A 23,349-nucleotide genomic window follows, 5' to 3' on the forward strand; every position below is an offset into this window, starting at 1 on the left:
CATGGTGCGCACGCCCGCAGTAGCAGCGGACGCGATCGGAAGTCGCCGGCGATACGCGGAGCTGCGAGCGTATCGCGCTGACATCGACGGGCTGCGGGCGGTGGCCATCCTCCTCGTCGTCACCTACCACATCTGGTTCGGCCGCGTCTCGGGAGGCATCGACGTCTTCCTCATGCTGTCGGCGTTCTTCCTGACAACATCTTTTTTGCGGCGCGTCGACACGGGACGGGCCGGCGGCACGGCGGCTCGTCTCGCGGCGACTTTCCGCCGGCTCCTGCCCGCGGCGGCGGTGACGCTGCTCGCCGTCCTTCTCGTGGTGCGTGCGGTGTACCCCGCGACGATGTGGCGCGACATCTGGGCGCAGACGTGGGCGTCTCTCGCGTACGTCCAGAACTGGTGGTTGGCTGCGGATGCGGTCGACTACTACGCACGGTCCGAAGCGGTCAGTCCGCTCCAGCACTTCTGGTCGCTCTCCGTTCAGGGGCAAGCCTTCGTGCTCTGGGCTCTGCTCTTCGCCGTCTGCGCTGTGGTGATCCGCCGGACGCGGCGCTCGTCCACGCTCGTCCTCGGCGGCGTGTTCGGCGCGGTCTTCGTCGTTTCGCTGACCTATTCGATCGTCCGCACGGCCACGGCGCAGCAGCCCGCCTATTTCGACACCGGGGCCCGCCTGTGGGAATTCGCTGCTGGATCGCTGCTCGTCGTGGCGCTCCCACACGTGCGGCTAGCGCCGGCGGCCGCCGCTGTCCTCGGATGGGGTGGCCTGAGCGGGTTGATCGCGACGGGTGTGATCTTCGACGTGCAAGGGGGGTTCCCCGGCTATCTCGCGCTGTGGCCGATCCTCTGCGCGGCAGCGGTCGTCGTCTCGGGGGCGACTCCGACGGCCTGGGGGCCAGCGCGCGTCCTCGCCTCGCGGCCGTTCCGCTTCGTCGGTCGCGACGCCTATGCGCTCTACCTGGTGCATTGGCCGATCCTCGTGACGTGGATGGTGCTCCGCGACCGTACGGAGATCGGTCTGTTCGGCGGAGCCTTCCTCCTCGTTCTCTCGCTCGCCTGCGCGCGGGTGCTGACGGCCACCGTCGATGAGCCCATGCGCGCGTGGCGGCGGGGCGCACCGGGGCTGCGGGCACCTTTGACAGTCCTCGCGGTCGCCTCGGCGGCGGTCATCGCGCCGCTGACGGCGTGGCAGGCGATCACGACGCACCAGGTGCGCGTCGCTACCGAAGCGGCCGTGGCCGCCAACCCTGGAGCCCGAGCCCTGCTCACGCAAGACGTCGTGCTCCGCACCACCGACGCCCCGCTGATTCCGCTGCCCACCCAACTCGACGCCGAGTGGGTGCAGCTCGAACGGGAGTGCGCGGGGCCGTTCGCGGCGGAGGACCCGCTCCTCACCGGCACCTGCTTCCAGACGGCGGACGCGGCGCGGTCGTCCGATGTGATCGTCGTGATCGGTGACTCCCATGCTCAGCAGATGACCGGCGCTCTGCTGCCGGTTGCCGAGGAGCATGGCTGGGGCGTCATCACCCTGATTTCGCGGCGGGTGCGCCATGGGGCTGGCCGAGCCCGGGTTCGATCCCGAGATGTGCGGGCGGTGGCGTGAGGCGGCGATCCGGCACGTCGAGTCGATCCGCCCCGACGCGGTCATGACCATCGTGACTCGAGCGGACCCCGGCGAGGAGGACGAACAGCTGCGGCCGGGCATCGTGGAGTTCATCGAACGGATCGACGCGGCCGGCATCCCGCTCGTCGCTGTGCGCGACAACCCCCGCTTCGAGCACGATATGTTCTCGTGTCTTCTGACGGCGGACGAACCGAGCGACTGCGCCGTTCCGCGTTCTCAGTCTCTCGCGGCTAGTAATCCCGCGCTGGAGCTCCCGCACGAGCACCTCGTCCACGTGGACCTCACCGACTGGATCTGCCCCGATGATCTGTGCGAACCGGCGATCGGCAACATCGCGGTCTTCCGCGACGACAACCATCTCAGCCCTCCTACGCGCGCAGCTTGGCGCCCGTCCTCTCACAGCAGCTGGGGAGCGGCCGCTGAAGCGGCTACGGCCGGACAGCGCCCGTAGGATCGAATCTGTGAGTCCTGCCGTCGTCGGCGCCCCCGGATCGCCGCGGCGCTATTTCCACTCGTTGTGGCTGCTGTCGGCGCGCGACCTGCGGGTGCGGTATTCGACGAGCGCGCTCGGATACCTCTGGTCGGTGCTCGATCCACTCGTCATGAGCGGTATCTACTGGTTCGTCTTCACACAGGTCTTCCAGCGCGACGTCGGCGAGACGCCGTACATCGTCTTCCTCATCACGGCGCTGCTGCCCTGGGTATGGTTCAACGCCGCCGTCACCGACTTCACTCGCGCGTTCAACAAGGATGCGCGGCTCGTGCGCTCGACATCGATCCCTCGGTCGATCTGGGTGGGCCGTATCGTGCTCAGCAAAGGCGTCGAGTTCCTCTTCTCGCTGCCCGTGCTCGCGCTCTTCGCGATCTTCGGAGGTGCCTCCGTCACCTGGGGACTCCTGCTGTTCCCTGTCGCCGTGCTGCTCCAGGTGGCGCTGCTGGTCGGGCTCGGTCTGATCGTTGCGCCGCTCTGCGTCCTCTGGGGCGACCTCGAGCGAACGACCCGCCTCGTCCTGCGAGCGCTCTTCTATGCGTCCCCCATCATCTACGGCGTCGCCGACCTGCCCGGCGTCTTCAGGGAGCTCGGAGCGTTCAACCCGTTGGCCGGCATCCTCACGCTCTACCGCGTCGGTTTCTTCCCCGACCAGTGGGACACACTCTCGGTCGTCGTCGGCGCCGTCTCCAGCATCCTCGTGCTCGTCCTCGGGGTGTTCGTCTTCCGCCGGCTCGAACGCCCGGTCCTGAAGGAGCTGTGATGAAGCCGCTCGCCATCGACGTGCGCGACCTCGGCGTGCGTTTCCGGCGCAACCGCCGGGGACGGCGCAACCTCAAGGACCTCTTCGGTGGCTCGTCGCGTCGTAGCCGCCCCGGCGAGTTCTGGGCGCTGCGGGGCGTGACGTTCTCGGTAACCCCCGGGGAATCGATCGGCGTCGTCGGTCGTAACGGGCAAGGCAAGTCGACGCTGCTCAAGCTGGTCGCCGGCGTGCTGCTGGCCGACGAGGGCTCGGTCGACGTCAACGGCGGCGTGGCTCCGCTTATCGAGATCACCGGTGGCTTCGTCGGTGATCTGACCGTTCGTGAGAACGTCCGGCTGACGGCAGGCCTGCACGGGATGTCGAAGGCCGAGGTGAACCGCCGGTTCGACGACATCATCGACTTCGCGGAGATCGGCGACTTTGTCGACACTCCGTACAAGCACCTCTCGAACGGCATGAAGGTCCGACTGGCCTTCTCGGTCGTGTCGCAGCTGGACGAACCGATCCTGCTGGTCGACGAAGTGCTCGCCGTCGGCGACCGCGCTTTCCGCGCGAAGTGCTACAAGCGCATCGACGAGCTGCTGGCCGAGGGGCGCACGCTCTTCTTCGTCAGCCACAACGAGAAGGATCTGCGCCGATTCTGCACCCGCGGTCTATACCTGGACAAGGGTGCACTGGTCTTCGATGGGCCGATCGGCGATGTGCTCGACCGATACAACGAGGATCACAACGCCGGCTAACCGCGCGGATCGGTGCCAAAGATCCGCGCCCAGCTCTCGGTCGAGGTGATCTCGGGCAGCGCGCGTCGGTACTCCGCGGCCAGGCGCGGCCAGTTGCGCCGAAGGCTGGCGTGCAAACGGATGCTGTCGACGAAGAGCGCCCGGAACTTCCTCCGGTCGCGCGTGTAGATGTTCTTGCCCGAGCCGTCGGCCGCGCTCACGAGGGCGCTGTCGTAGCGGGGGATGCGCCACCAGTTCGCATCTCCCTTGCCGAACTCGGCCTCAGGCTGGGCGACGTTCTCTGCAGCGGGTTCGTGGAACCAGTGTGCGACGACGGTGCTGAGGGTGAACCAGCGCAGCGAGAAGCCGGTCGGGCTGTCGAACACGTTCCGACGGTAACGTCGGAACACCTGACGCCCGCGCCGCGAGCGCAGCGGAATCCCCGAGTCGCGGTGGATGACGGTCTCCGGGAACCGTGCTGAGAGAGCGCGAGCCGCAGGCATGGCGGTGGCGATGTTCTCGGCCATGTGGCCGGGACCGCGCAAGACGTCACGCAGCGCACGGTTGCGCAGTGCTACCGGGTAGTACTGCATCATCATCAGGTGCTTGAGGTCGACACGGCGGCTGTGACGGATGAGCGTGCCCCCGCGCTCCGAACGGGAGTGCAGCAGCGCGGCGACGATCCGGTTGCGGGCGTGGAAGTAGGCCTGCCAGTCGATGGAGTCGTCCTTGCCGGCCCAGGAGACGTGCCAGAGCGCGACGCCCGGTAGCGACACCGTCGGGTAGCCGGCGTCGCGAGCCCGCACGCAGTACTCCGCGTCATCCCACTTGATGAATGCGGGCAGCGACAGGCCGATCTCGCGCAGAATCTCCGTCGGGATGAGGCACATCCACCAGCCGTTGTAATCGGCGTCGAGGCGCATGTGGAGAATCGGCGACTGCCGCAGGTTCGTGATCGAGAAGTCGTGTGGCATCTTCTCCTGGAAGAGGTTGCGCCACATGAACGCCTTATCGTCGACCACCTCGGCCCACGCGTGCAGCTTGGGACGGTCGAGGAGGTCGAACATATGAGCACCGACGATGGTCGGTGTTGTCGAGAACCGTCCGAAGACGATCGATCGACGCAGCGATTCCGGCTCGAGCCGGACATCGTCGTCCAGCAGCTGCACGAAGTCGCTCTCGGGGCGCGCGAGGGTCTCGACCATCGCTCGGGCGAATCCGCCCGAGCCCCCCAGATTGGGTTGCCGGATGACATGCAGGGTGTCGCCGAGCGAGTCGGCGGCCTCGGCATAGCCCGTCTCATCGGCGACGAGCTGCGTCCCCTGGTCGATGAGGAAGATGCGGTCGATGAGTTCGAGCACATCCGGGGCGGCGGCGAGCGCCCCGAGCGTCTGAACGCAGTAGTCCGGCTTGTTGTACGTCGTGATGCCGAGGGAAGCCTTGCCGGTTCGTACCGGCTCGTCCGTGGTGGTCCACTCCGCGCCCTCGAAGCGGGCGGCCTCTTCGTCTGCGACTATGTCGAACCAGATCCAGCCGCCGTCGCTGTACTGGTTGAGGACGAGGTCGAAGTGCGACTCCACCGTGCCGACCACCTCGCGCGTCTCGAGGCGCTGGCGCACTCCGCCGCCGTTCGAACGGTAGACCAGGATGGTCGCCGGACCGGAGGTGCGCACCGTGAGCGTGATGTTGCGCACGGACGTCCAGTGCTGCCAGTACGAGGCGGGGAAGGCATTGAAGTAGGTGCCGAACGACACGCGCCGGCCGGGGACGATGCGTGCGCTGTGCCGGTCGATGATGTTCGCGAGCTGCGCGCGTGACGAGACGCGCACGGCCTCCTCGTCGATCTCTGTCCAGGTCTCGGGGTCGACGTAGAGCGGAATCAGATCGGGGTCCCGTTCGAGCGGAAGCACGACATTCTGCAGAACGTGAGGCAAGACAACTCCGAACGACGAAGGGGGGACACGACCTCGTGAGCTTACCGTGCCCGGCTCGGAGGCATCTTCCGGCGGCTCCGATAGGATCGTCCGATGCGGCTCGATGCTCCGAAGGTGTTGATCACGGGTGGGGCCGGTTACATCGGCGCCACCGTCGCGAGCGCCTGCCTCGACGGCGGACTTATCCCGATCGTGGTCGACGATCTGTCGACGGGCCTCGAACGCCACGTCCTGAATCGTCACTTCTACCGCGGCGACATCGCGGATGACGGCGTCATCGACCGTGTGCTCGATGAGCACGGGGACCTGTATGCGGTCATACACTGCGCCGCCCGTGTCGTCGTCCCCGAGTCGGTCGCCGATCCATTGGCCTATTACGCCTCGAACGTGGCGGCGAGCGTCGCGCTGCTGCGGCGGCTGAGCGACCGCGGTATGAGCCGTTTCATCTTCAGCTCCTCCGCGTCCGTGTACGCGGAGGTCGAGGGCGGGGTGACAGAGGACGCCCCGCTGCATCCCGCGAGCCCCTACGCCCGAACGAAGGCCATGACGGAGCAGATCCTGGCGGATGCCGCTGTGGCCGGCCAGATACGCGCGATCAATCTGCGCTACTTCAACCCGGTAGGCGTCGACCCGCAGCTGCGCACCGGCCCCACCTCGCGGCACCCTTCGCACGTGCTCGGTCGCATCATGGCGGCCGCCGAGGAGGGATCCGCCTTCACGATCACCGGCAGCGACTGGCCGACGCGGGACGGTTCCGGGCTACGCGACTTCGTCCATGTCTGGGACCTCGCGCGTGCACATGTTCAGGCCGTCCGCCGGTTCGACGCAATCGTGGACGACGAATCACCCATCGTCACGCTCAACGTCGGCACCGGTACCGGCACCACCGTGCGCGAACTCGTCGACGCCTTCGTACGGGTCACCGGCGTCGAGGTAGACGTCCGCATGGGTGAGCGAAGGCCTGGTGATTCCGCCGGCGCATACGCTGTCGTGGATCGCGCACGCCGGCTGCTCGAATGGCGAGCGGAGCGCACCGTCGACGAGGCGATCGCCGACGCGTGGGCATGGACCCGCGCGCAGGAGGACTAGGGGACTACGCGGCCGGCTGATCAACCAGCGGCTGCATCGGCTGCCACGTGCGGTCACGGGCGATGCGCCGCCCGTCGCGGAGGCCGCGGAAGAGATTCGAGGTGCCTCGCACGGTGCGCTCGACGAGGAAGAGCCGGATGAGCTCCTTGCCGAAAGTCAGCGTCGTGCCGAGGCCGAACAGCACCGGGTTGTAGACGCCTTTCGTGCGGTAGTACTGCTTGATATGCGCCCGGTTGCGCATGATGTAGTACCGGTAGGCGTCGCTCGAGGCGTTCATGTGGCGGATGCCCATGTCCCACTGGCGGATCTCGCGCGTGCGGCGCAGGACGAATTCGTCGACGATGACCGACGTCGTGATGCGCGAGGCGAGCCAGCCGTAGAGCTGGTCGTCCCAGTAGATGAAGAAGCGCGGGTCGGGCAGTCCGATGCGGGCGACGATGTCGCGGTGGATGAACATGCCCTCGAAGCAGCCGGAGTTCATCTCCTTGTACCCGGGCTCGCCGAAACCGGCGGGCGCGAAGGGGATGGGGATGCCCATGCGTTCCGCGATCCGGTACTGCCAGTAGAACTCGCTGCCGTCGTAGTCGTACCGGCGACCCTGGATGCTGCGGAACCGCGGCGCCCAGCGTCCCATCTTGGCGAGCCCGTCGGGCAGCACCTCGACGTCGTCGTCCATGAGCCAGATCCACTCGGACCCGAGCTCATAGGCCACGCGCACGCCTTCGCTGAATCCGCCGGATCCGCCGGTGTTCGTCTCGAGGCGCCGGTACACGAGCTCGGTGCCCAGTCGATCGCGGAACGACTCGACGACCGCGGTCGTGTCGTCGGTCGAGGCGTTGTCGATGATCACCACGCGACCGGGCTTCGGGTCCATCCGGACGACGCTCTCGAGCAGCCGCGACAGAAGCGCGGAGCGGTTGAAAGTGACGACGGCGATGGTCGCCGATGTCGGGTCGAAAACCTGCGCGCTCACCGGCCCGATCCTACCGTGCGATGCCGTGCGTTCCCGTCGAGGTGTCGTCGGGCAGCCCGGCGGCGGGCGATCCCGGCCGCGCGGCGTCCCGGATGTTCTCGCGCCACGACTTCGACTGCCCGGCTCGCAGCGCGCAGAGGACGAGCATCAGCCAGCCGTACCCGTGCAGCGGGAAGCTCTCGAACAGGGCGTCGACGAGGACCGTCACGAGGATGAGGGGAGTCCAGGCGTAGAGGATCGACCGGCGTTCGCTCGCGACGAGCCACGCGCGTCCCAGTGCCAGTCCGGCGAAGGTGATGAAGATGAGGAGACCGACCCACCCGAGCTGGAGCACGACGTCGACGTACGCGTTCAGCGCCGAGTTGTGGCGGTCCCCGAGCGCGAAGTTGATCGCGTTGAAAGGGAAGTCGGTGCGCGACCACGGCCCGAACCAGCCCCATCCGCGCACCGGCTCGACGCGAACGAACGAGGCGACCTGGTCCCACAGCTCGGCCCGGATCGAGAAGTCCGTCCCGGCTCCGATCCACGCGATGATGCGCTCGCGCAGCAGATAGCCGACCATCGCGCTGACGATCACGGTGGCACCGAGCACGGACTGTACGGTGCGTCGGAGTGCGTGTCGGGTGCGACGCACGAGGCCGAGTGCCGCCGTCGCGACGGCCGTGGCGACGGCGAGGACGAGGACGGTGGGGGAGTCGGAGAGGGCGGCGAGGAGCGCGGCCAGCACGGCCGAGAACAGCGAGACACCGGTTCGCACCGACACCGTGCGCCACTCGATGTAGAACGTGATCAGTGCCAGGACCGCGATGAAGCCGAGGGAGTTGCGGGTGCCGAAGATGCCCTGAACCGGCCCGAGAGCGGCGATGTCCCCTTCGATGCCGAGGAAGGTGAACGGCATGTCGAAGAACACACCCGAGAGCAGCTCGAGCAGGAGCGACAGCACCAGCAGCACCCGGAAGACGTCGGCCAGCGCGCGGACCGTCTGCAGGGTGTCGCGCGTGTTCGCGATGACGACGGCGAGGAACGCGATCGCCGCGAGCGCGAGCCAGCCACTGACGGTCCCGGAGGTGTCTGTCGTCCACGTGACGCTCGCGAGGGCCCAGCCGAGGAACAGCACGAGGGTCGATGGGATGAGGCGCACGAGGGTGAACTCGCGACGGCGGACCAGCAGCACGGCCGCGCCGACCGCGCACAACCCCGCGATCACGGTGAACCAGGTGACCCGGCCCGCGGTGCGGTCGACGAGGTGCTGAGCGAACACCGCGGCGATCGCCGTGTGTGCGAATGCCTGCGCGAACGCCGCGGAGTCGAGGGTGCGGACGACCCAGGAGGCGGACAGTCCGGGTGGAGTCGTCACGCCACGCCTTCGACGGGCGCGCCGCGCTCGATCGGGGCACCGCCCTCGAGGGGCCACGCGGCAGCGAGTGTCGAGCGACGCCGGACGGGTGTGCCGCGAACGGAGGCGGGGGCCTGCTTGATGGCGAAGGCGAGCATCACGAGCAGGAACCAACCCCAGTTCAGCAGAGGCGACGACTCGGTGATGCTCTGGACGAGAAGGATCGTCGCCACGAGCGCGGGGATCAGCAGGAGGCGCGACCGCGGTTCCCGCTGGGCGCCGGGGCGGGGGATGCGGCCGAGCGCCAGGAACCATGCGCGCCAGGTGAAGGCGCCGAGGGCGACGGCGAACAGCACCACGCCCACCACCCCGAGCTGCATGGCGACGTCGAACCAGGTGCTGTGCGCTTGCATCACCGTGACGCCGCGGTCGACGATCCAGCCGTCGAAGAAGGGATCCGTGGGCACCCACGGCACCGAGTAGCCCCAGCCGATGATCGGGCTCTCGGCGAATCGCTCGCCCACCGTCGCCCAGATCTCCTTCCGACCGCTGAGGTCGGAGGAGCGCCCGAGCATCTCGAACAGGGCTTCGCGGACGAGCCACAGGGTCGTGATCAGGGCGACGCCCGTGACGGTGAAGACGATGTAGAGGATGCGGCGGGTGCGCGCTGTGCGCGCGCGTCGCATGAGCAGGACGACCACGATGACGATCGCGATGGCGATCGCGCACATCGCGGCGGTGGCCGACGAGCCGCGCCAGAAGCAGAAGGCCGCCAGCAGTGTCCACACCACCAGCGGGCCCCGGCGGCCGGCCCGGGTGTTGATCTGCAACCCGAAGACGACGAGTCCGAGCAGCGCGATGTAGGCGAGCGAGTTCGCGTTGCCGAAGATCCCCTGGATGCGGTCATCCGTGAAGAGCTTGTCGCGAGACCAGAACATGATCGGGTCGCCCGTGAAATCGGGCCCCGGGCGGACGAAGCCCGGGAGGATCGGCCCGCGCCAGATGAGCGAGACCCACAGCTCGAAGGCCAGGGAGAGCGCCAGCATCCACTTCACCGCCGCGGCGATCGCCTCGATGATCTGACGTCCCGTGAGGACGGACGCGACGAAGATGGCCTGCGCGGTGGTCGCGAGCAGCAGCGCCAGCGTCATGGCGGTCGCGCGCGGCCATTCCGTCCACAGCAGCGAGACCACCGCCCACCCGACGTAGGCCAGGGCGAACCACGGCAGGCGGCGCCAGCGGCGGCGGGGTCGCTGAATCAGCCAGATCGCCGCTGACACGGTGGTCGTGACGGCGACCACGACGGCCGAGCCGCCTACCCCGATCGCCATGAGCCAGGCCGTGCCCGCCATCGAGGAGGCGATGATCAGGGTGCACCAGGCTCGCACGAGCCGGAGCGGGAGGCGCCGCGGCGATGAGGTCGTCGCCGCATCCGTTCCGGATTCCCCGCGCGTATGACTGGCCATGATGCTCTCAGATTAGCCGCAGGGGCTGAGAGCCATCACGTACCCCGGAGCGCCTCCGGCTGCTCGGGAAGGCGGTCGCCCTGCTCCGCGTCGAGACGTTGCTCGGCCGGACCGCGCCCGATGAGCGGGGCCTGCTTGATCTTGAACGCGAACAGGATGATGAGGAACCATCCCCAGTTCAGCAGCGGTGCCGACTCGGCGAGCCCCTGGACGAGCAGGATGGTCGCGACGAGGGAGGGAACGAGCGTCAGAGCCGTATACGGGCGATCGGCCACGAGGTCCCACCGGGGCCGATCGACGGCGAAGAACCAGGACCGCCAGACGAACGCCAGCAGGGCGAGCGCGATGAGAGCGACGCCGATGAAGCCGAGCTGGAGCGCGACGTCGAGCCACATGTTGTGCGCCTGCATGACGCTGACGCCGTGGTCGACGATCCAGCCGTCGAACGCCGGGTCCGACGGAACCCAGGGGGTCGAGTAGCCCCACCCGATCAGCGGCCGCTCGGCGATGCGCTCGCCGACGGCGTCCCAGATCCGCTGACGTCCCGTCAGATCGGACGAGCGGCCGAGCAGATCGAACACCGTGTCGCGCGCGAGCCACACGACGGCGCCGCCGAGGCCGGCGACGACGAGGTACATGACGTAGAAACGCGTGCGCTCGCCGGGGCGGCGCGCGGTGCGCATCAGCAGGATCGTCACGAGCACGACCGCCACAGCGATGGCGCACAGGAGCGCGGTGGCCGAGGCCGCCCGCCAGAAGAGGAAGACAGCGAGCGCCGTCCAGAGCCCGAGCAGGAACCTGCGCGGCGCGCCCGATGCGATTCGCACGATGAAGACGATGATCGCCAGGAGGGCGATGTAGGCGAGGGGGTTGGCGTTGCCGAAGATCCCCTGCAGGCGGCCGCCGTTGAAGAGGTTGTCGCGTGACCAGAGGGTGATGGGGTGGCCGGCGTAGTCGGCATCCGGTCGGACGAAGCCCGGGAGGATGTCACCCCGCCAGATGAGGGCGACCCACAGTTCGAACAGGATCGACAGGGCCAGCATCCACTTCAGCGCCGCCGCGACCGCGCGCAGGATCTCGCGCCAGGTCAGCACCGCGCCGACGAACATCGCCTGCACGGTCGTCGATACGAGCAGCAGCAGCGTGAGCTCGGTGGCACCCAGCCACGCGGACCACAGCATCGACATCACGGCCCACGCGACGTAGGCCAGCGCGAACCACGGCAGGCGGCGCCACTGCACCCGCGGCCGCAGAGAGACCCAGAGGACCGTCGACACGAGTCCGGTCGCGACGACGACGACGCCTGCGACCGCCGGGCCGAACGCCATCAGCCAGCTCGTGCCGGCCATCGACGCGGCGATGACGAAGACGCACCACGCCCGCAGGAGGAGATGCCCGGTGGTCTCTCGCGCGGGCGCCGCGGGAGGCGCCGAGACGGGGTGGCGTGAGTAGACGGCCATGGTGCAGACAGGCTATCGCGGCGGCGCGTCCGGCACCCGATCCGACGGTGCCCGCGCTCTAGGCTGGGCTCGTGCTGATTCCGATCTCGAACATCGCCAGAGACTACGCATGGGGCTCCCAGACGCTCATCGCCGAGCTGCAGGGTCGCGAGCCGTCGGGGGAGCCCGAAGCGGAGATCTGGTTCGGTGATCATCCGGGCAGCCCGTCGCGCGTCGACGACGGCACGGGACGCGCGCTCGACCTCGCCCTGTCCGAGGCTGGGCTCGAGCCGCTTCCCTACCTGCTGAAGATCCTCGCGGCGGCGACATCGCTGTCGATCCAAGCGCACCCTTCCCGAGAGCAGGCAGCCGTGGGATTCGCGCGCGAAGAGGCGGCGGGCATCCCGCGGGATGCCGGGGACCGCCTCTACCGCGACGAGAATCACAAGCCCGAGATCATCGTCGCCCTCTCGGATTCATTCCGCGCGCTGGTCGGATTGCGGCCGATCGCCGACACCCAGCGTCTGCTCGCCGCTCTGGGCGAACGTGCGGGCGTCGTCGCGTTGGCCGCTGCGCTCACGCCGACCGACGCCGAGGACGAGTCTGCGGCGCTCCGCCGCGTCATCGGATGGGCGCTCTCGGGCGAGGCATCGGATGTCGTGACCGGCCTCGCCGCTGCGCTCGACAGATCTGCGGGGGCGGCCCGCTCGGATACGGACTTCGCCGCCGAGACGGCCGTGCTCAGCGAGATCGCGGGTGCATTCCCCGGCGACCCGGGGCTCATCGTGGCGACCCTCATGAATCTCGTCGAGCTGCGACGAGGCGAGGCGCTCTTCGCGCCGGCGGGTGTGCTCCACGCTTATCAGCAGGGCCTCGGAGTCGAACTGATGGCCGCCAGCGACAACGTGCTCCGCGGTGGCCTCACGCCCAAGCACGTCGACGTGACGGAGCTGCTGCAGATCGTCAGCACCGACAGCGGTCCCGCGCCGATCGTCGAGCCCATCGAGGTCGCTCCCGGGGTGTTCGGCTATGACGTCGGCGTGCCGGACTTCCGTCTCGCGCGCGTCGAGACGACCTTCGAGGCGGTCACCGAGATCGCGCTCGCCGGCACGGCGATCGTCCTCGCGACCCGCGGCGACGTCGTCGTCGAAGCGGACGGTCAGCGCGTGGAGCTCGTGCCCGGCACGGCGGCCGTCGTCGCGGCGGCGTCCGTCGCGATCGGCGGCGCGGGGGAGGCATTCGTCGCGCAGCCCGGCGCCTAGCGAGTCGCGACACGCCGATGGAGCGTCGCGAAGCTTAAACATGGGCTTGAGGGTTTACGATCCGCGACTTGACCCAGAGGAATCACACGGGTGTAATTAATGCGAGACACGCGGCTCGCGTGCCGGCCGGCGAGGAGGGGACACGATATGACGGCATACCGTTCGGGCGTTCCCGACAACTGGTTCGTCGATCCGGTCAACCTGGGCGTGCCCGGTGTTCGCCGCGTCGACACCGACGGTGACGACAATGCGCTCGCCTGGCAGACCGACGCGCTCTGCGCGCAGACCGACCCCGAGGCGTTCTTCCCCGAGAAGGGCGGCTCCACCCGCGACGCCAAGCGCATCTGCACGTCGTGCGACGTCCGCGGGGAATGCCTCGAGTACGCCCTGCAGAACGACGAGCGCTTCGGCATCTGGGGCGGCCTCAGCGAGCGCGAGCGCCGCAAGCTGAAGCGTCGCGCGGTCTGACGAGCTCCGGCGGCCGGGGTCGCTGATATCGGCGAACCGCCTCGCCGCTGTCGAGCTCGCTCAGAATCGCCACCTAGGCTTGCTCCGTCATGCCCGCCCGTGTTCATGCGCTCCTGGTCGTGCGTCCCGATGGACGCGCACCGGCGGCCTTCCATCTCACGCGCACGCTCGCCGCGCTGCGCGATCAGACGCGCGCCGTCGACGCATTGACGATCGTGCTGTGCGGCGGCGACGACCGTCTGCGCGCTCTCGCGGAGGAGTCGGGTGCCGAGGTGGTGATCGCCGCGCCGTCCCGAACGGGCTTCGCTGCCGCGCTCCGGCTGGCGTCACGACGTCTCGACCGTGACGCGGTGTGGCTGCTGGCGCAGGACGTCGCGCCCGAGCCGCAGGCGCTGCAGCGGCTGGCCGCCGCGCTCGAGACGGCGCCGTCCGTCGCGATCGCCGTTCCGAAGCTCGTCGAGTGGGATGACAACACGCGCATCGTCTCGCTGGGACGCTCGATGACGAGGTTCGGCGCTGCGGTCGGTCTCGCTGACGGTGAGCACGACCAGGGCCAGCACGACGGGACGGACGACGTCCTCGGCGGTGATGTGCGCGGCATCCTCGTCCACACCGCGGCGTGGCGGGAGCTCGACGGGCTCGACGATGCCCTCGCCGGTGCCGACGAGGGGCTCGATCTCGGCGTGCGTGTGCGTCTGGCCGGCGGCCGCGTGGTCCTCGCGCCCGGGGCGCGCATTGCCGTCGCGCACGACGGCGTGGCCGGCCCCCCAGCACCGCGGACCACGGGCGCCCGCGCCCGCGTCACGCATGCCGCCCGCGTCGCGCAGCTGCATCGGCGATTGGTTTACGCCCCGCCGCCCGTCGTCGTACTGCACTGGCTCACGCTCCTGCCACTGGCGCTCTGGCGCAGCGTCGTCGACCTCGTCGGCAAACGTCCCGCGCGGATCGGCCCGGAATGGTCGGCCGCCGTGACCGTGCTGGTCCGGTTGCGTGCCGTCGCCCGCGCCCGACGTCGGATCGCTCGTCACCGGCGCGCATCCTGGTCGCAACTGGCGTCGCTGCGAGTCAGCTCACGGGTCATGCGGCAGCGTCTCATCGAGGATCAGCCCGCCGGCGACGGTCCGCGTCGGACCGAGCTCGGCTTCTTCTCCGGCGGTGGTGCGTGGGCAGTCCTCGCAGCCCTCGTCGTCTCGATCGCGGCGATGCCCGCGGCATTGAGCTGGCCCTCCATCGGCGGCGGAGCCCTCGCTCCGCTCGCCGCCAACGCGGCCCGCGCCTGGTCCGAGGCGACGGGTGCGCAACGACCGCTCGGGTGGGAAGCGGTCGGCCCCGCTGACCCGTTCAGCGCCGTTCTCGCTGTGCTCGCATCGTTCTCGCCGACGGACCCGTCGCGCGCGCTCGTGGTGCTGTGGCTCCTCGCCCTCCCGCTCGCGGTGCTCGGCGGATGGTTCGCTGCCACGCGCGTCACCGAGCGTGCGGCGCTGCGCATCGTCGGTGCCGCGATCTGGGCACTGGCGCCGATGCTCCTCGTGGCACTGGGCGACGGGCGCCCGGCATCCGTCATCGTCCACCTCGTGCTGCCGTGGCTGGCGTTCACCGCTGCCGGCGCTCACCGTTCGTGGGGCAATGCCGGTACGGCTTCGATCCTCCTCGCCGTCGTCTTGGCCTGCTCCCCGGTTCTGTCCGCTCCCGTCGTGATCATCTGGGTCTTCGCCGTCGTGCTGTCGATGGTGCTCCGGGGCCGGCGCGCGGCGTTCCGGTGGCTGTGGATCATCGTCCCGTCGCTCGCGCTGTCGGCACCGCTCGTTCTCGCCCGGCTCCGCGCCGGAGACCCGTGGTCGCTGCTGGCCGACCCGGGGGTGCCGTGGAGCGGCCCGCGATTCGCCGATGATGTCGTCGGGAGATTCCTGTTCGCCGCCGGGTTCCCTGCAGATGCGGGGTGGGCGGCCTTCACGGGAGCCTCCGGCCCGGTGTGGTGGTTGCTGCTGTTCACCGCGCCTCTGCTCGCGCTCGCGCTCGCCGCTGCCGCGTCGACGCGTCGCTTCGTCGGAATCGTGCTCCTGGCCGTCGCGGGTCTCGGAGTCGCGACCGCCTTCGCCGCGGCAGGCCTGGCCGTCGCCATCGACGGGACGACCGCGATCCCGCTCTGGCCGGGCGCCGCCCTCAGCCTCGCGTGGATCGGAGTCGTCGGCGCGGCGCTGTTGACGCTCGACAGCGTGGTGCCGGTTCGAGCGGTCCGGACGGTCGCCGCCGCGATCGCCGTCGCCGGTCTGGCCGTCGCAGCCGTCCCGACGCTGACCGCTCACGCGCGGGATGCCGCGGCCGTCGGTCGCGGCGAGACGAGCACCCTTCCCGCGTTCGTGGCGGCCGAGGGGGCGAACACGCCGGGACTCGGAACCATCGTGCTGACTCCCACCGACGACGGTGTCGCGGTCGATGTCGTCTGGGGCGGCAGCGCGACCCTCGGCGGCCAGTCCTCACTCGTCACCGCGCGCACGGAGCTGACCGATGCCGATCGGGAAGCGGCGCAGGTCGCCGCCGACCTCGTCGCCGATACCGCGAACGACGTCGTCGGCGAACTGCGCGACCACGGTGTCGCGTTCATCCTGCTCGCGTCGAACGGCGACGACGAATCCGCGGCGGCCCGCAGCACACGCCTCGCGGCGGCGACGGCGCTGGGCAGCCGCGACGGCTTAGACGCCGTCGGCTCGACGGACAAGGGCGAGCTGTGGCGCCTGTCCGGTGAGGTGGCTCCCCGGGCGGACGCGCCGGCATCCGCGCGCGCATTCGCCGCCGCAGCGTGGAGCGGCATCGCCGCGGTGTTCGCCATCGCCCTGCTGCTGGCCCTGCCCACGCGGGGCAGCCGATCGGCATCTCGGGCCGCTCCGCGTCTCGTGGGGATACGCGCGCTCCGCAGGAGGGACCGATGACCACGCGAACTGCACTCGTGACCCGTCTCGTGGCGGGAGCCGTGACCGCTGTCGTCATCGGCGGCGGCGTGATCGCTGCCGCTGCCGCGCCGTGGCCGACCCTCACGCGCGAGCCGATGTCGCTCGACGTTGTGCCCGAGGCGGCGCGCTCGGTCGCGGCGTGCGACGGACCCCTGCTCGCGCTCGGCCGTGACGCGACGGCTGCGAGCGCGATCACCAGTGCCGCGTCGTCGACCGTCGTCGCGGCTGCCGACGGGGCCGAACCCACCGAGTACACCCTCGCCGCCCCTGACCGTGCGGACGACGGTGCACCGCCGGCGGCCTTCTCGGCAGAGCCGACGGGAGGTCGGCCGACGGATCTCGGCGCGGCGTCGGCCGCATCGCTCGACGAGGCCGACCTGCGCGGACTCGCCGTCTCGGCCTGCACGCGTCCCGCGATGGAGTCGTGGCTGGTCGGCGGATCGGCGGCGACGGGCGCCAGCGACCTGGTCCTCCTGACGAACCCGGGCGATGTCGCCGCGACCGTCGACCTCCGCGTGTTCGGCGCCGACGGTATGCAGGAACCCGTCGCGGGCCAAGGCATCGTCGTCGGGGCTCGCTCGCAGCGGGCCATCCCCCTCGCGGCTCTCCGTCGCGGCGAGCAGAGCCCGGTCGTGCAGGTCACGGCCCAAGGCGCCCCCGTCCGGGCCTCGCTGCAGTCGACACTGACCCGCACGCTCATCGCGGGCGGAGTGGACCAGATCGGTGCGAGCGCGCTCCCCGCTCCCCAGCAGGTGATCCCGGCCGTGAACGTGACGGTCGCACCCGACTCCGGCGCTTCGGCCGGAGGGCTCTCGGTGCGCCTGATGGCCACAGCGGCCGACGCAGGCGCGAGCGTCACGGTGCGTTCCGTCGCGGACGGCGGTGTGGTATCCCAGCAGGATGACATCGCCCTCACGGCTGGCCGACCGGTCGAGCTCGAGGTGACGGGGATGCCCGTCGGCGACTACACGGTGACCGCGACCGCGGATGCGCCTCTCGTGGCGGCGGCATGGACATCGACCGACCTGGCGGCCCCTGCCGACTTCGCCTGGGCGGTGGCAGCGCCGCTCGTCGAGGCCCCCACTCTCGTCGCCGTCGCGCCGGCCCCCGGGCCGACGCTCACGCTGACGGCCGACCGCGAGACCATCGCCACGGTGACGCCGGTGAGCGGCGGAACGCCCCGGACGCTCGAACTCGCCGCCGGGCAGTCGCGGACGATCGAGGTCGAAGCCGGAACGATCTACCGGATCGATCCCGGGGCCGGCGGCATCCGCGGTTCCATCGGCTTCTCGGGCGACGGACAGCTCGGAACCTACCCGGTGGCCGGTTCCGCCGCAGCGGCGGCCGAACTCACCGTCTATCCCTAGGCGTCGGTCAGAGGAAGCGGAAGCGATCGGGCCCGAGATCCCACGGGTCGCGATCGAGGTACTCGGCCGCAGCGCGGAAGACGCAGCTCTCGACCATCATCCGGCGGTGCAGGTCGTCGTTCCGGTGCAGTCGGTTCAAGCGCTCTATCGGCAGGCGGTACAGCACGATCCGTTTCTCGGCGGCGAAGACCTGCCAGCGAGGGATGCCGTCTCCGTCGCTCGCCGCGGGCATCCCGGCGACCTCGAAGCGGACCTCCCGCAGCTCGGGCCAGGCGCTGCGCAGGAACTCAGCAGCGGTGCCCACCGACAGATCGAATCGCTCGGAGCGCGTCTCGAGGGGAGGGAGTGGCGGCCGCACGACGGGGCTCCGGTCATCGCGGCCATGACGGCCGTGCCGCGACGGCCGGTTCCGCCGCGGCGGGACGGGTCGGGAACGACGCCGGATCATGAGGCCATCCTATGCCGCGAGGGGCGGAGGCTCGGCGCGGCATCCGGACGTACGGGGTACACGGCGTTACCGTGGATGCGATGCGCGAGAGACTGTGTTCGAAGGTGGGCTGCGCCCGCGAGGCCGTGACGACCCTCACCTTCGACTACGGCGACCAGATGGCCGCCCTGGGTCCGCTCGGCGGCGGAACGGACCCGCACGCGCACGACCTCTGCGCCATCCACACCGAGCGCCTGTCGGTGCCGAAGGGCTGGGTCGTCATCCGGCACGAGACCCTGCGGGTCTGACCGGGAATCCGCGCGGCGTCTCCTGGGCCGCGCCGACGAGCGCCGCTGCGCGCTCGTCGGTTCGCATGATCGCGGCGTACTCGCGGTCGCGTCGCACCGCCACGACCGCTCGCACGAGCGTCTCCGGGTCCGAGTGCGGCAGGGGTGAGACGAAAGGTGCGATCTCGGCGGCGATCATCGCCGCCGAGCGCGAGCGCGCCCCCGGTTCCATGCCCTCGGCCGAGCGTGCGAACTGAGTCGCCCGTCGGGCGATGCGGTCGGGCAGTCTTCCCACATCGGCCACCTCCGCCCATTCCTGCAGCTGACCGGGGACGGGCCCGGCGGGGGTCGGGAGGCGGGGCGCGCGCGTGCGTTCGCAGTACGTTCCCGCGACCATGTCGCCGAGGCGGGTCGATCGCGGGGTGAACGTCGCGACGATCCCCGCGAGGGCGCCGAAGGTGAACCAGATCTCCAGCACACCGACGAGGGCGCGGATGAAGGCCTGGCGGAATCCGGTGGCGCCACCGTCGGTGCGGACGATGCGACCGCCGACCGCCAGCTTCCCGAGGCTGCGGCCGCGCGTGAGCGTCTCGATCGCCGTCGGGATGACGACGAGCACGAGGACGAGCGCCGAGACGACGAGGATTCCGGACAGGTTCTCGAGGCCGAGGCCCCCGACGACGAAGCCTCCGACGAAGTAGGACAGCAGCAGCAGCGCGACGCCGCAGAGGACGTCGATGAGAGCTCCGAGCGCGCGGAGGAAGAAGCCGAGGGGCTGAACGTCGAGTGCGACCGCCTCGCCGGTGAGGATCTCGTCCTGGGCGATCTGCACCGGGGGAGCGGGCGTGGTCATGGGTACAGTTAAGCAAATGGACCTCGACGCCCTCGTCGCCGCGCGTCGCGCCGAATGGGATCGGCTCGACGCGCTCGGCCGCGCCCGCCGCTTGTCGAGCGACGAGGTCGACGAGCTGGTCACCCGCTATCGCGCGGCGTCGGCCGATCTCGCCGACATCAAGACCTCGGCGGGTCGCAGCGTCGAGGGCGATCGGCTCTCGATGATCCTGTCGCGCGCACGTCTGCGGCTGACCGGAGCCCCCGAGAACGTGCTCCGGCAGCTGCCCCGCTTCTTCCTGCAGCAGCTTCCGGCCGCGCTGTACCGCGTGCGCTGGACCACGCTGGCGGTCGCCGTCGGCTTCGTCGTGATCAGTGCCCTCGTCGCCTTCTGGGTCTCGGGCGATCCGGCCGCGGTCGCCGCCCTCGGCTCGCAGGCGCAGCTCGAGCAGTATGCCGAGAACGACTTCACCGCCTATTACAGCGAGAATCCCGCCGCGGTGTTCGCGGGAACCGTGTGGACGAACAATGCGTGGATCGCCGCCCAATGCGTGCTGTTCGGGATCACCGGCCTGTGGCCGGTCATGGTGCTCATGCAGAACGCCGTCAGCATCGGTCAGGCAGCGGCGATCCTCATCTCGTTCGACCGCGGCGACGTCTTCCTGCTGCACATCGCACCGCACGGCCTGCTCGAGCTCACCTGCATCTTCGTGGCCGGGGCGACGGGTCTGCACATCTTCTGGGCGTGGGTCGCGCCCGGGCGGCGCAGCCGCGGCGAGGCGCTCGCAGCCGCCGGCAGATCCCTCGCGACGGTCGCGATCGGACTGATCCTCGCGCTCGCGCTCTCCGGGCTGGTCGAGGGCTTCGTGACGCGTCAGCCCTGGCCGTGGCCGATCAAGATCGGCATCGGTGCACTGGCCCTCGCCGTGTTCCTCGCATACATGCTGGGCCTGGGCCGCATCGCGGCGCGGCGGGGCGAGACCGGTGACCTCACCGAATACGAGGCCGGCACCCCGCGTCTCGTCGCGGGCTGACGAGCGCGTTCACCGCGGCTTAATTTGATCTGATCAAAAATACCGGATACGATCGGGGCATGACGATCGCGACCGCTCCCGAGGCCATCCGCGCCTTCGGTCTGCGTGTGACCGAGTCCCGCTCCGCCGTCTACGACGCTCTGCATGCGAGCCCCCACGCCAGTGCCGACGAGGTCTATGCGGCCGTCGTCCAGCGGATGCCGCAGACCAGTCGGCAGTCGGTGTACAACGCCCTCAACGACTTCGCCGACGCCGGTCTCGCTCGGCGCATCGAGCCCGCCGGCCGCTCCATGCTGTTCGAGCTGCGCGTCGGCGACAACCACCACCACCTCGTGTGCACCGAGTGCGGCCGGGTCGAAGACGTCGACTGCGCCGTCGGGCACACGCCGTGCCTGCACCCGTCCGACGACCACGGGTTCGAGGTCGCCTCGGCCGAGGTGACCTACTGGGGTCGGTGTGCGGCGTGCGCCGCATCCGCGCCCCCGGCAGCATCCTGATCTTCTCTCTCTCCCGAAAACCCCCAACGGAAGGATCCCCATGAGCGATCGCGACCAGCAGTCCGCGCCCATCGGCGAGGACGTGACCGACACCGACCAGGCGGTCACCCCCATCGACACACCCGAAGACGAGCGCGCCGACGGCGAGACCCGGCCGCGTTCCAACGACGCCGGCGGCTGCCCCGTCATCCACGGCGGCGAGCAGGGACAGGGGCACGGCCACGGATCGCACGGCGGACAGCCTCACCCGACGGTCGGCAACGCCAACCACGTCTGGTGGCCGAACCAGCTCAACCTGCGCATCCTGAAGAAGAACCCCGCCGTGGCCAACCCCGTCGGTGAGGACTTCGACTACAAGGCCGCGTTCGAGTCGCTCGACCTCGCCGCCGTGAAGAAGGACATCGAAGAGGTCCTGACCACGTCGCAGGACTGGTGGCCGGCCGACTTCGGTCACTACGGCCCGCTCATGATCCGTATGGCCTGGCACTCGGCCGGCACGTACCGCGTCACCGACGGCCGCGGCGGCGGTGGGGCCGGCCAGCAGCGCTTCGCCCCCCTGAACAGCTGGCCCGACAACGTCAACCTCGACAAGGCTCGGCGCCTGCTGTGGCCCGTCAAGAAGAAGTACGGCCAGTCGATCTCGTGGGCTGACCTCATGATCCTCGCCGGCAACGTCGCGCTGGAGTCCATGGGCTTCTCGACCTTCGGCTACGCCGGCGGCCGTCCCGACGTCTGGGAGCCGGACGACGACGTGTACTGGGGCCCCGAGACGACGTGGCTCGCCGACGAGCGCTACTCCGGCGACCGTGACCTCGAGAAGCCCCTCGCCGCCGTGCAGATGGGCCTCATCTACGTCAACCCCGAGGGTCCGAACGGCGAGCCCGACCCGCTGAAGTCGGCCCGCGACATCCGTGAGACGTTCGGCCGCATGGGCATGAACGACGAGGAGACCGTCGCCCTCATCGCCGGTGGCCACACCTTCGGCAAGACCCACGGCGCGGCCCCCGACTCGAACCTCGAGGACAACCCCGAGGCCGCGGGCCTCGAGATGCAGGGCCTGGGCTGGAAGAACAACTTCGGCACCGGCCACGGCGACGACACGATCACGTCGGGCCTCGAGGTCACCTGGACGTATCACCCCACCCGCTGGGACAACGAGTTCTTCCACATCCTCTACGCCTACGACTGGGAGCTCATGCGCAGCCCCGGCGGCGGACACCAGTGGCGTCCCGTCAACGGTGCCGGTGCCGACATGGTGCCGCTCGCGCACTCCGACGGCCGCCGCGAGCCGCGCATGCTCACGAGCGACCTCGCGCTGCGCATGGACCCCGCCTACGACGAGGTCTCGCGTCGCTTCAAGGACGACCCGGTGGCCTTCGGCGACGCGTTCGCTCGCGCCTGGTTCAAGCTCACGCACCGCGACATGGGCCCCATCGCCCGCTACCTCGGACCCGAGGTGCCGCAGGAGGAGCTCATCTGGCAGGACCCGCTGCCCGCCGTCGACCACGAGCTGATCGATGACGCGGATGCCGCCGACCTCAAGGCGCGCATCCTCGCGACCGACCTGACCGTGAGCGAGCTCGTCTCGACGACGTGGGCCGCGGCCTCGACGTTCCGAGGCAGCGACAAGCGCGGCGGCGTCAACGGCGCCCGCATCCGTCTCGCCCCGCAGAAGGACTGGGAGGCCAACAACCCGGCCCAGCTGCAGCGCGTGCTCGGCGTGCTCGAGAGCGTGCAGGCGTCGTTCAACGACGGCCGTGCCGACGGCAAGAAGGTCTCGCTGGCCGACCTCCTCGTGCTGGCGGGCAACGCCGGTGTCGAGAAGGCCGCGCGCGACGGCGGCGTCGAGGTGACGGTTCCCTTCCGTCCCGGACGCACCGACGCCACCGCGGAGCAGACCGACGAGCTGTCGTTCAGCCACCTCGAGCCGGTCGCCGACGGGTTCCGCAACTACTACGGCCCGAACGCGTTCCTGCCGGCGGAGCACCACCTGATCGACAAGGCGAACCTGCTGACGCTGAGCGCTCCCGAGATGACCGTGCTCGTCGGTGGCCTTCGCGCCCTGGGAGCGAACTACGACGGATCGTCGTTCGGCGTGTTCACCGAGCGTCCGGGCGTGCTGACGAACGACGTGTTCGTGAAGCTGCTCGACCTCGGCGCCACCTGGAAGCCGCTCGACCCCGGCTCGCACGCCTTCCGCGGCGTGAACGCCGACGGTTCGGAGATCGGCATCGGCACGCGCGTCGACCTGCTGTTCAGCTCCAACTCGGAGTTGCGCGCCATCGCCGAGGTGTACGCCTCGGATGACGCGAGCGAGAAGTTCGTGCGCGACTTCGTCGCCGCCTGGACCAAGGTCACCGAGCTCGACCGCTTCGACCTGCGCTGACCCGCAGCATCC

At 69.9% G+C, this 23,349-nt stretch carries 20 protein-coding genes; 13 read left to right on the forward strand and 7 right to left on the reverse strand.

The window, feature by feature from the left end:
• The first annotated feature begins 1 nt into the window (after position 1).
• The 4 genes from ABIC53_RS01280 to ABIC53_RS01295 are packed head-to-tail and all read left to right on the forward strand — an operon-like array spanning position 2 to position 3,611.
• The gene (locus tag ABIC53_RS01280) at positions 2–1,597 is read left to right on the forward strand and encodes an acyltransferase family protein (protein ID WP_282501364.1); all 1,596 of its coding nucleotides are present in this window, start codon (positions 2–4) and stop codon (positions 1,595–1,597) included.
• Complete coding sequence (locus ABIC53_RS01285; protein WP_282501363.1) at positions 1,545–2,069, forward strand: SGNH hydrolase domain-containing protein; 525 nt, start codon at positions 1,545–1,547, stop codon at positions 2,067–2,069. The genes ABIC53_RS01280 and ABIC53_RS01285 overlap by 53 nt, the downstream gene beginning before the upstream one ends.
• 10 nt (positions 2,070–2,079) lie before the next feature.
• Positions 2,080–2,871, forward strand: a complete 792-nt coding sequence (locus ABIC53_RS01290) for an ABC transporter permease (protein ID WP_114588534.1) — start codon at positions 2,080–2,082, stop codon at positions 2,869–2,871.
• Positions 2,871–3,611: an ABC transporter ATP-binding protein gene (locus tag ABIC53_RS01295; RefSeq protein ID WP_282501362.1), complete on the forward strand. Its 741-nt coding sequence runs from the start codon at positions 2,871–2,873 to the stop codon at positions 3,609–3,611. Before ABIC53_RS01290 ends, ABIC53_RS01295 begins: the two co-directional genes overlap by 1 nt.
• Here ABIC53_RS01295 and ABIC53_RS01300 read toward each other — a convergent pair.
• Complete coding sequence (locus tag ABIC53_RS01300) at positions 3,608–5,524, reverse strand: glycosyltransferase (protein WP_282501361.1); 1,917 nt, start codon at positions 5,522–5,524, stop codon at positions 3,608–3,610. The genes ABIC53_RS01295 and ABIC53_RS01300 overlap by 4 nt on opposite strands.
• Positions 5,525–5,617: 93 nt before the next feature.
• Here ABIC53_RS01300 and galE point away from each other — a divergent pair, with 93 nt between their 5' ends.
• Positions 5,618–6,613, forward strand: coding sequence for a UDP-glucose 4-epimerase GalE (gene galE / locus ABIC53_RS01305; protein WP_282501360.1), 996 nt, complete (start codon positions 5,618–5,620; stop codon positions 6,611–6,613).
• Between the two features lie 4 nt (positions 6,614–6,617).
• Here galE and ABIC53_RS01310 read toward each other — a convergent pair whose 3' ends face one another.
• The 4 genes from ABIC53_RS01310 to ABIC53_RS01325 are packed head-to-tail and all read right to left on the reverse strand — an operon-like array spanning position 6,618 to position 11,848.
• Positions 6,618–7,586 (reverse strand): glycosyltransferase, encoded by a 969-nt coding sequence (locus ABIC53_RS01310; protein WP_354450035.1) that lies wholly within the window; start codon positions 7,584–7,586, stop codon positions 6,618–6,620.
• Positions 7,587–7,596: 10 nt separating this feature from the next.
• A complete protein-coding gene (locus ABIC53_RS01315) occupies positions 7,597–8,943 on the reverse strand; it encodes an O-antigen ligase family protein (RefSeq protein ID WP_354450037.1) in 1,347 nt (448 codons plus the stop codon).
• Entirely contained in the window at positions 8,940–10,388 is a 1,449-nt protein-coding gene (locus ABIC53_RS01320) for an O-antigen ligase family protein (protein WP_282501356.1), read from the reverse strand. Before ABIC53_RS01320 ends, ABIC53_RS01315 begins: the two co-directional genes overlap by 4 nt.
• 35 nt (positions 10,389–10,423) lie before the next feature.
• Positions 10,424–11,848, reverse strand: coding sequence for an O-antigen ligase family protein (locus ABIC53_RS01325; RefSeq protein WP_354450039.1), 1,425 nt, complete (start codon positions 11,846–11,848; stop codon positions 10,424–10,426).
• A gap of 71 nt (positions 11,849–11,919) precedes the next feature.
• On the opposite strand from ABIC53_RS01325, the gene manA reads away from it, so the two are divergent.
• The 4 genes from manA (at position 11,920) to ABIC53_RS01345 (ending at position 17,875) form a co-directional block, all read left to right on the forward strand.
• Complete coding sequence (manA, locus tag ABIC53_RS01330; protein ID WP_354450041.1) at positions 11,920–13,089, forward strand: mannose-6-phosphate isomerase, class I; 1,170 nt, start codon at positions 11,920–11,922, stop codon at positions 13,087–13,089.
• 147 nt (positions 13,090–13,236) lie between these two features.
• Entirely contained in the window at positions 13,237–13,557 is a 321-nt protein-coding gene (locus ABIC53_RS01335) for a WhiB family transcriptional regulator (protein ID WP_023955405.1), read from the forward strand.
• Between the two features lie 89 nt (positions 13,558–13,646).
• Positions 13,647–16,487, forward strand: coding sequence for a glycosyltransferase family 2 protein (locus tag ABIC53_RS01340; protein WP_354450044.1), 2,841 nt, complete (start codon positions 13,647–13,649; stop codon positions 16,485–16,487).
• Positions 16,484–17,875: a DUF5719 family protein gene (locus tag ABIC53_RS01345; RefSeq protein WP_354450046.1), complete on the forward strand. Its 1,392-nt coding sequence runs from the start codon at positions 16,484–16,486 to the stop codon at positions 17,873–17,875. Before ABIC53_RS01340 ends, ABIC53_RS01345 begins: the two co-directional genes overlap by 4 nt.
• Before the next feature lie 7 nt (positions 17,876–17,882).
• On the opposite strand, the gene ABIC53_RS01350 is transcribed toward ABIC53_RS01345, so the two are convergent.
• Positions 17,883–18,323, reverse strand: a complete 441-nt coding sequence (locus ABIC53_RS01350; protein WP_354450048.1) for a metallopeptidase family protein — start codon at positions 18,321–18,323, stop codon at positions 17,883–17,885.
• A gap of 80 nt (positions 18,324–18,403) precedes the next feature.
• Between ABIC53_RS01350 and ABIC53_RS01355 the strand changes: the two genes are divergently transcribed.
• Entirely contained in the window at positions 18,404–18,610 is a 207-nt protein-coding gene (locus tag ABIC53_RS01355) for a DUF3499 family protein (RefSeq protein WP_036305938.1), read from the forward strand.
• Here the strand turns inward: ABIC53_RS01355 and ABIC53_RS01360 are convergent.
• A complete protein-coding gene (locus ABIC53_RS01360; RefSeq protein ID WP_354450050.1) occupies positions 18,582–19,442 on the reverse strand; it encodes an RDD family protein in 861 nt (286 codons plus the stop codon). The two genes, ABIC53_RS01355 and ABIC53_RS01360, sit on opposite strands and share 29 nt — an antisense overlap.
• Positions 19,443–19,458: 16 nt before the next feature.
• Here ABIC53_RS01360 and ABIC53_RS01365 point away from each other — a divergent pair, with 16 nt between their 5' ends.
• From ABIC53_RS01365 to katG, 3 genes are read left to right on the forward strand one after another with little or no spacing between them, the layout of a single operon-like run.
• Positions 19,459–20,454 carry a stage II sporulation protein M gene (locus tag ABIC53_RS01365; protein WP_274178866.1) on the forward strand — a complete coding sequence of 332 codons (996 nt, stop codon included), beginning with the start codon at positions 19,459–19,461 and terminating at the stop codon, positions 20,452–20,454.
• A 59-nt stretch (positions 20,455–20,513) separates the two neighbouring features.
• Positions 20,514–20,951, forward strand: a complete 438-nt coding sequence (locus tag ABIC53_RS01370; RefSeq protein ID WP_274178865.1) for a Fur family transcriptional regulator — start codon at positions 20,514–20,516, stop codon at positions 20,949–20,951.
• 40 nt (positions 20,952–20,991) lie between these two features.
• Entirely contained in the window at positions 20,992–23,337 is a 2,346-nt protein-coding gene (gene katG, locus ABIC53_RS01375; protein ID WP_354450053.1) for a catalase/peroxidase HPI, read from the forward strand.
• The last annotated feature ends 12 nt before the right edge of the window (positions 23,338–23,349 follow it).

It is taken from the genome of Microbacterium sp. 1262, assembly GCF_040544895.1.
GTDB classification, from domain to species: domain Bacteria; phylum Actinomycetota; class Actinomycetes; order Actinomycetales; family Microbacteriaceae; genus Microbacterium; species Microbacterium plantarum.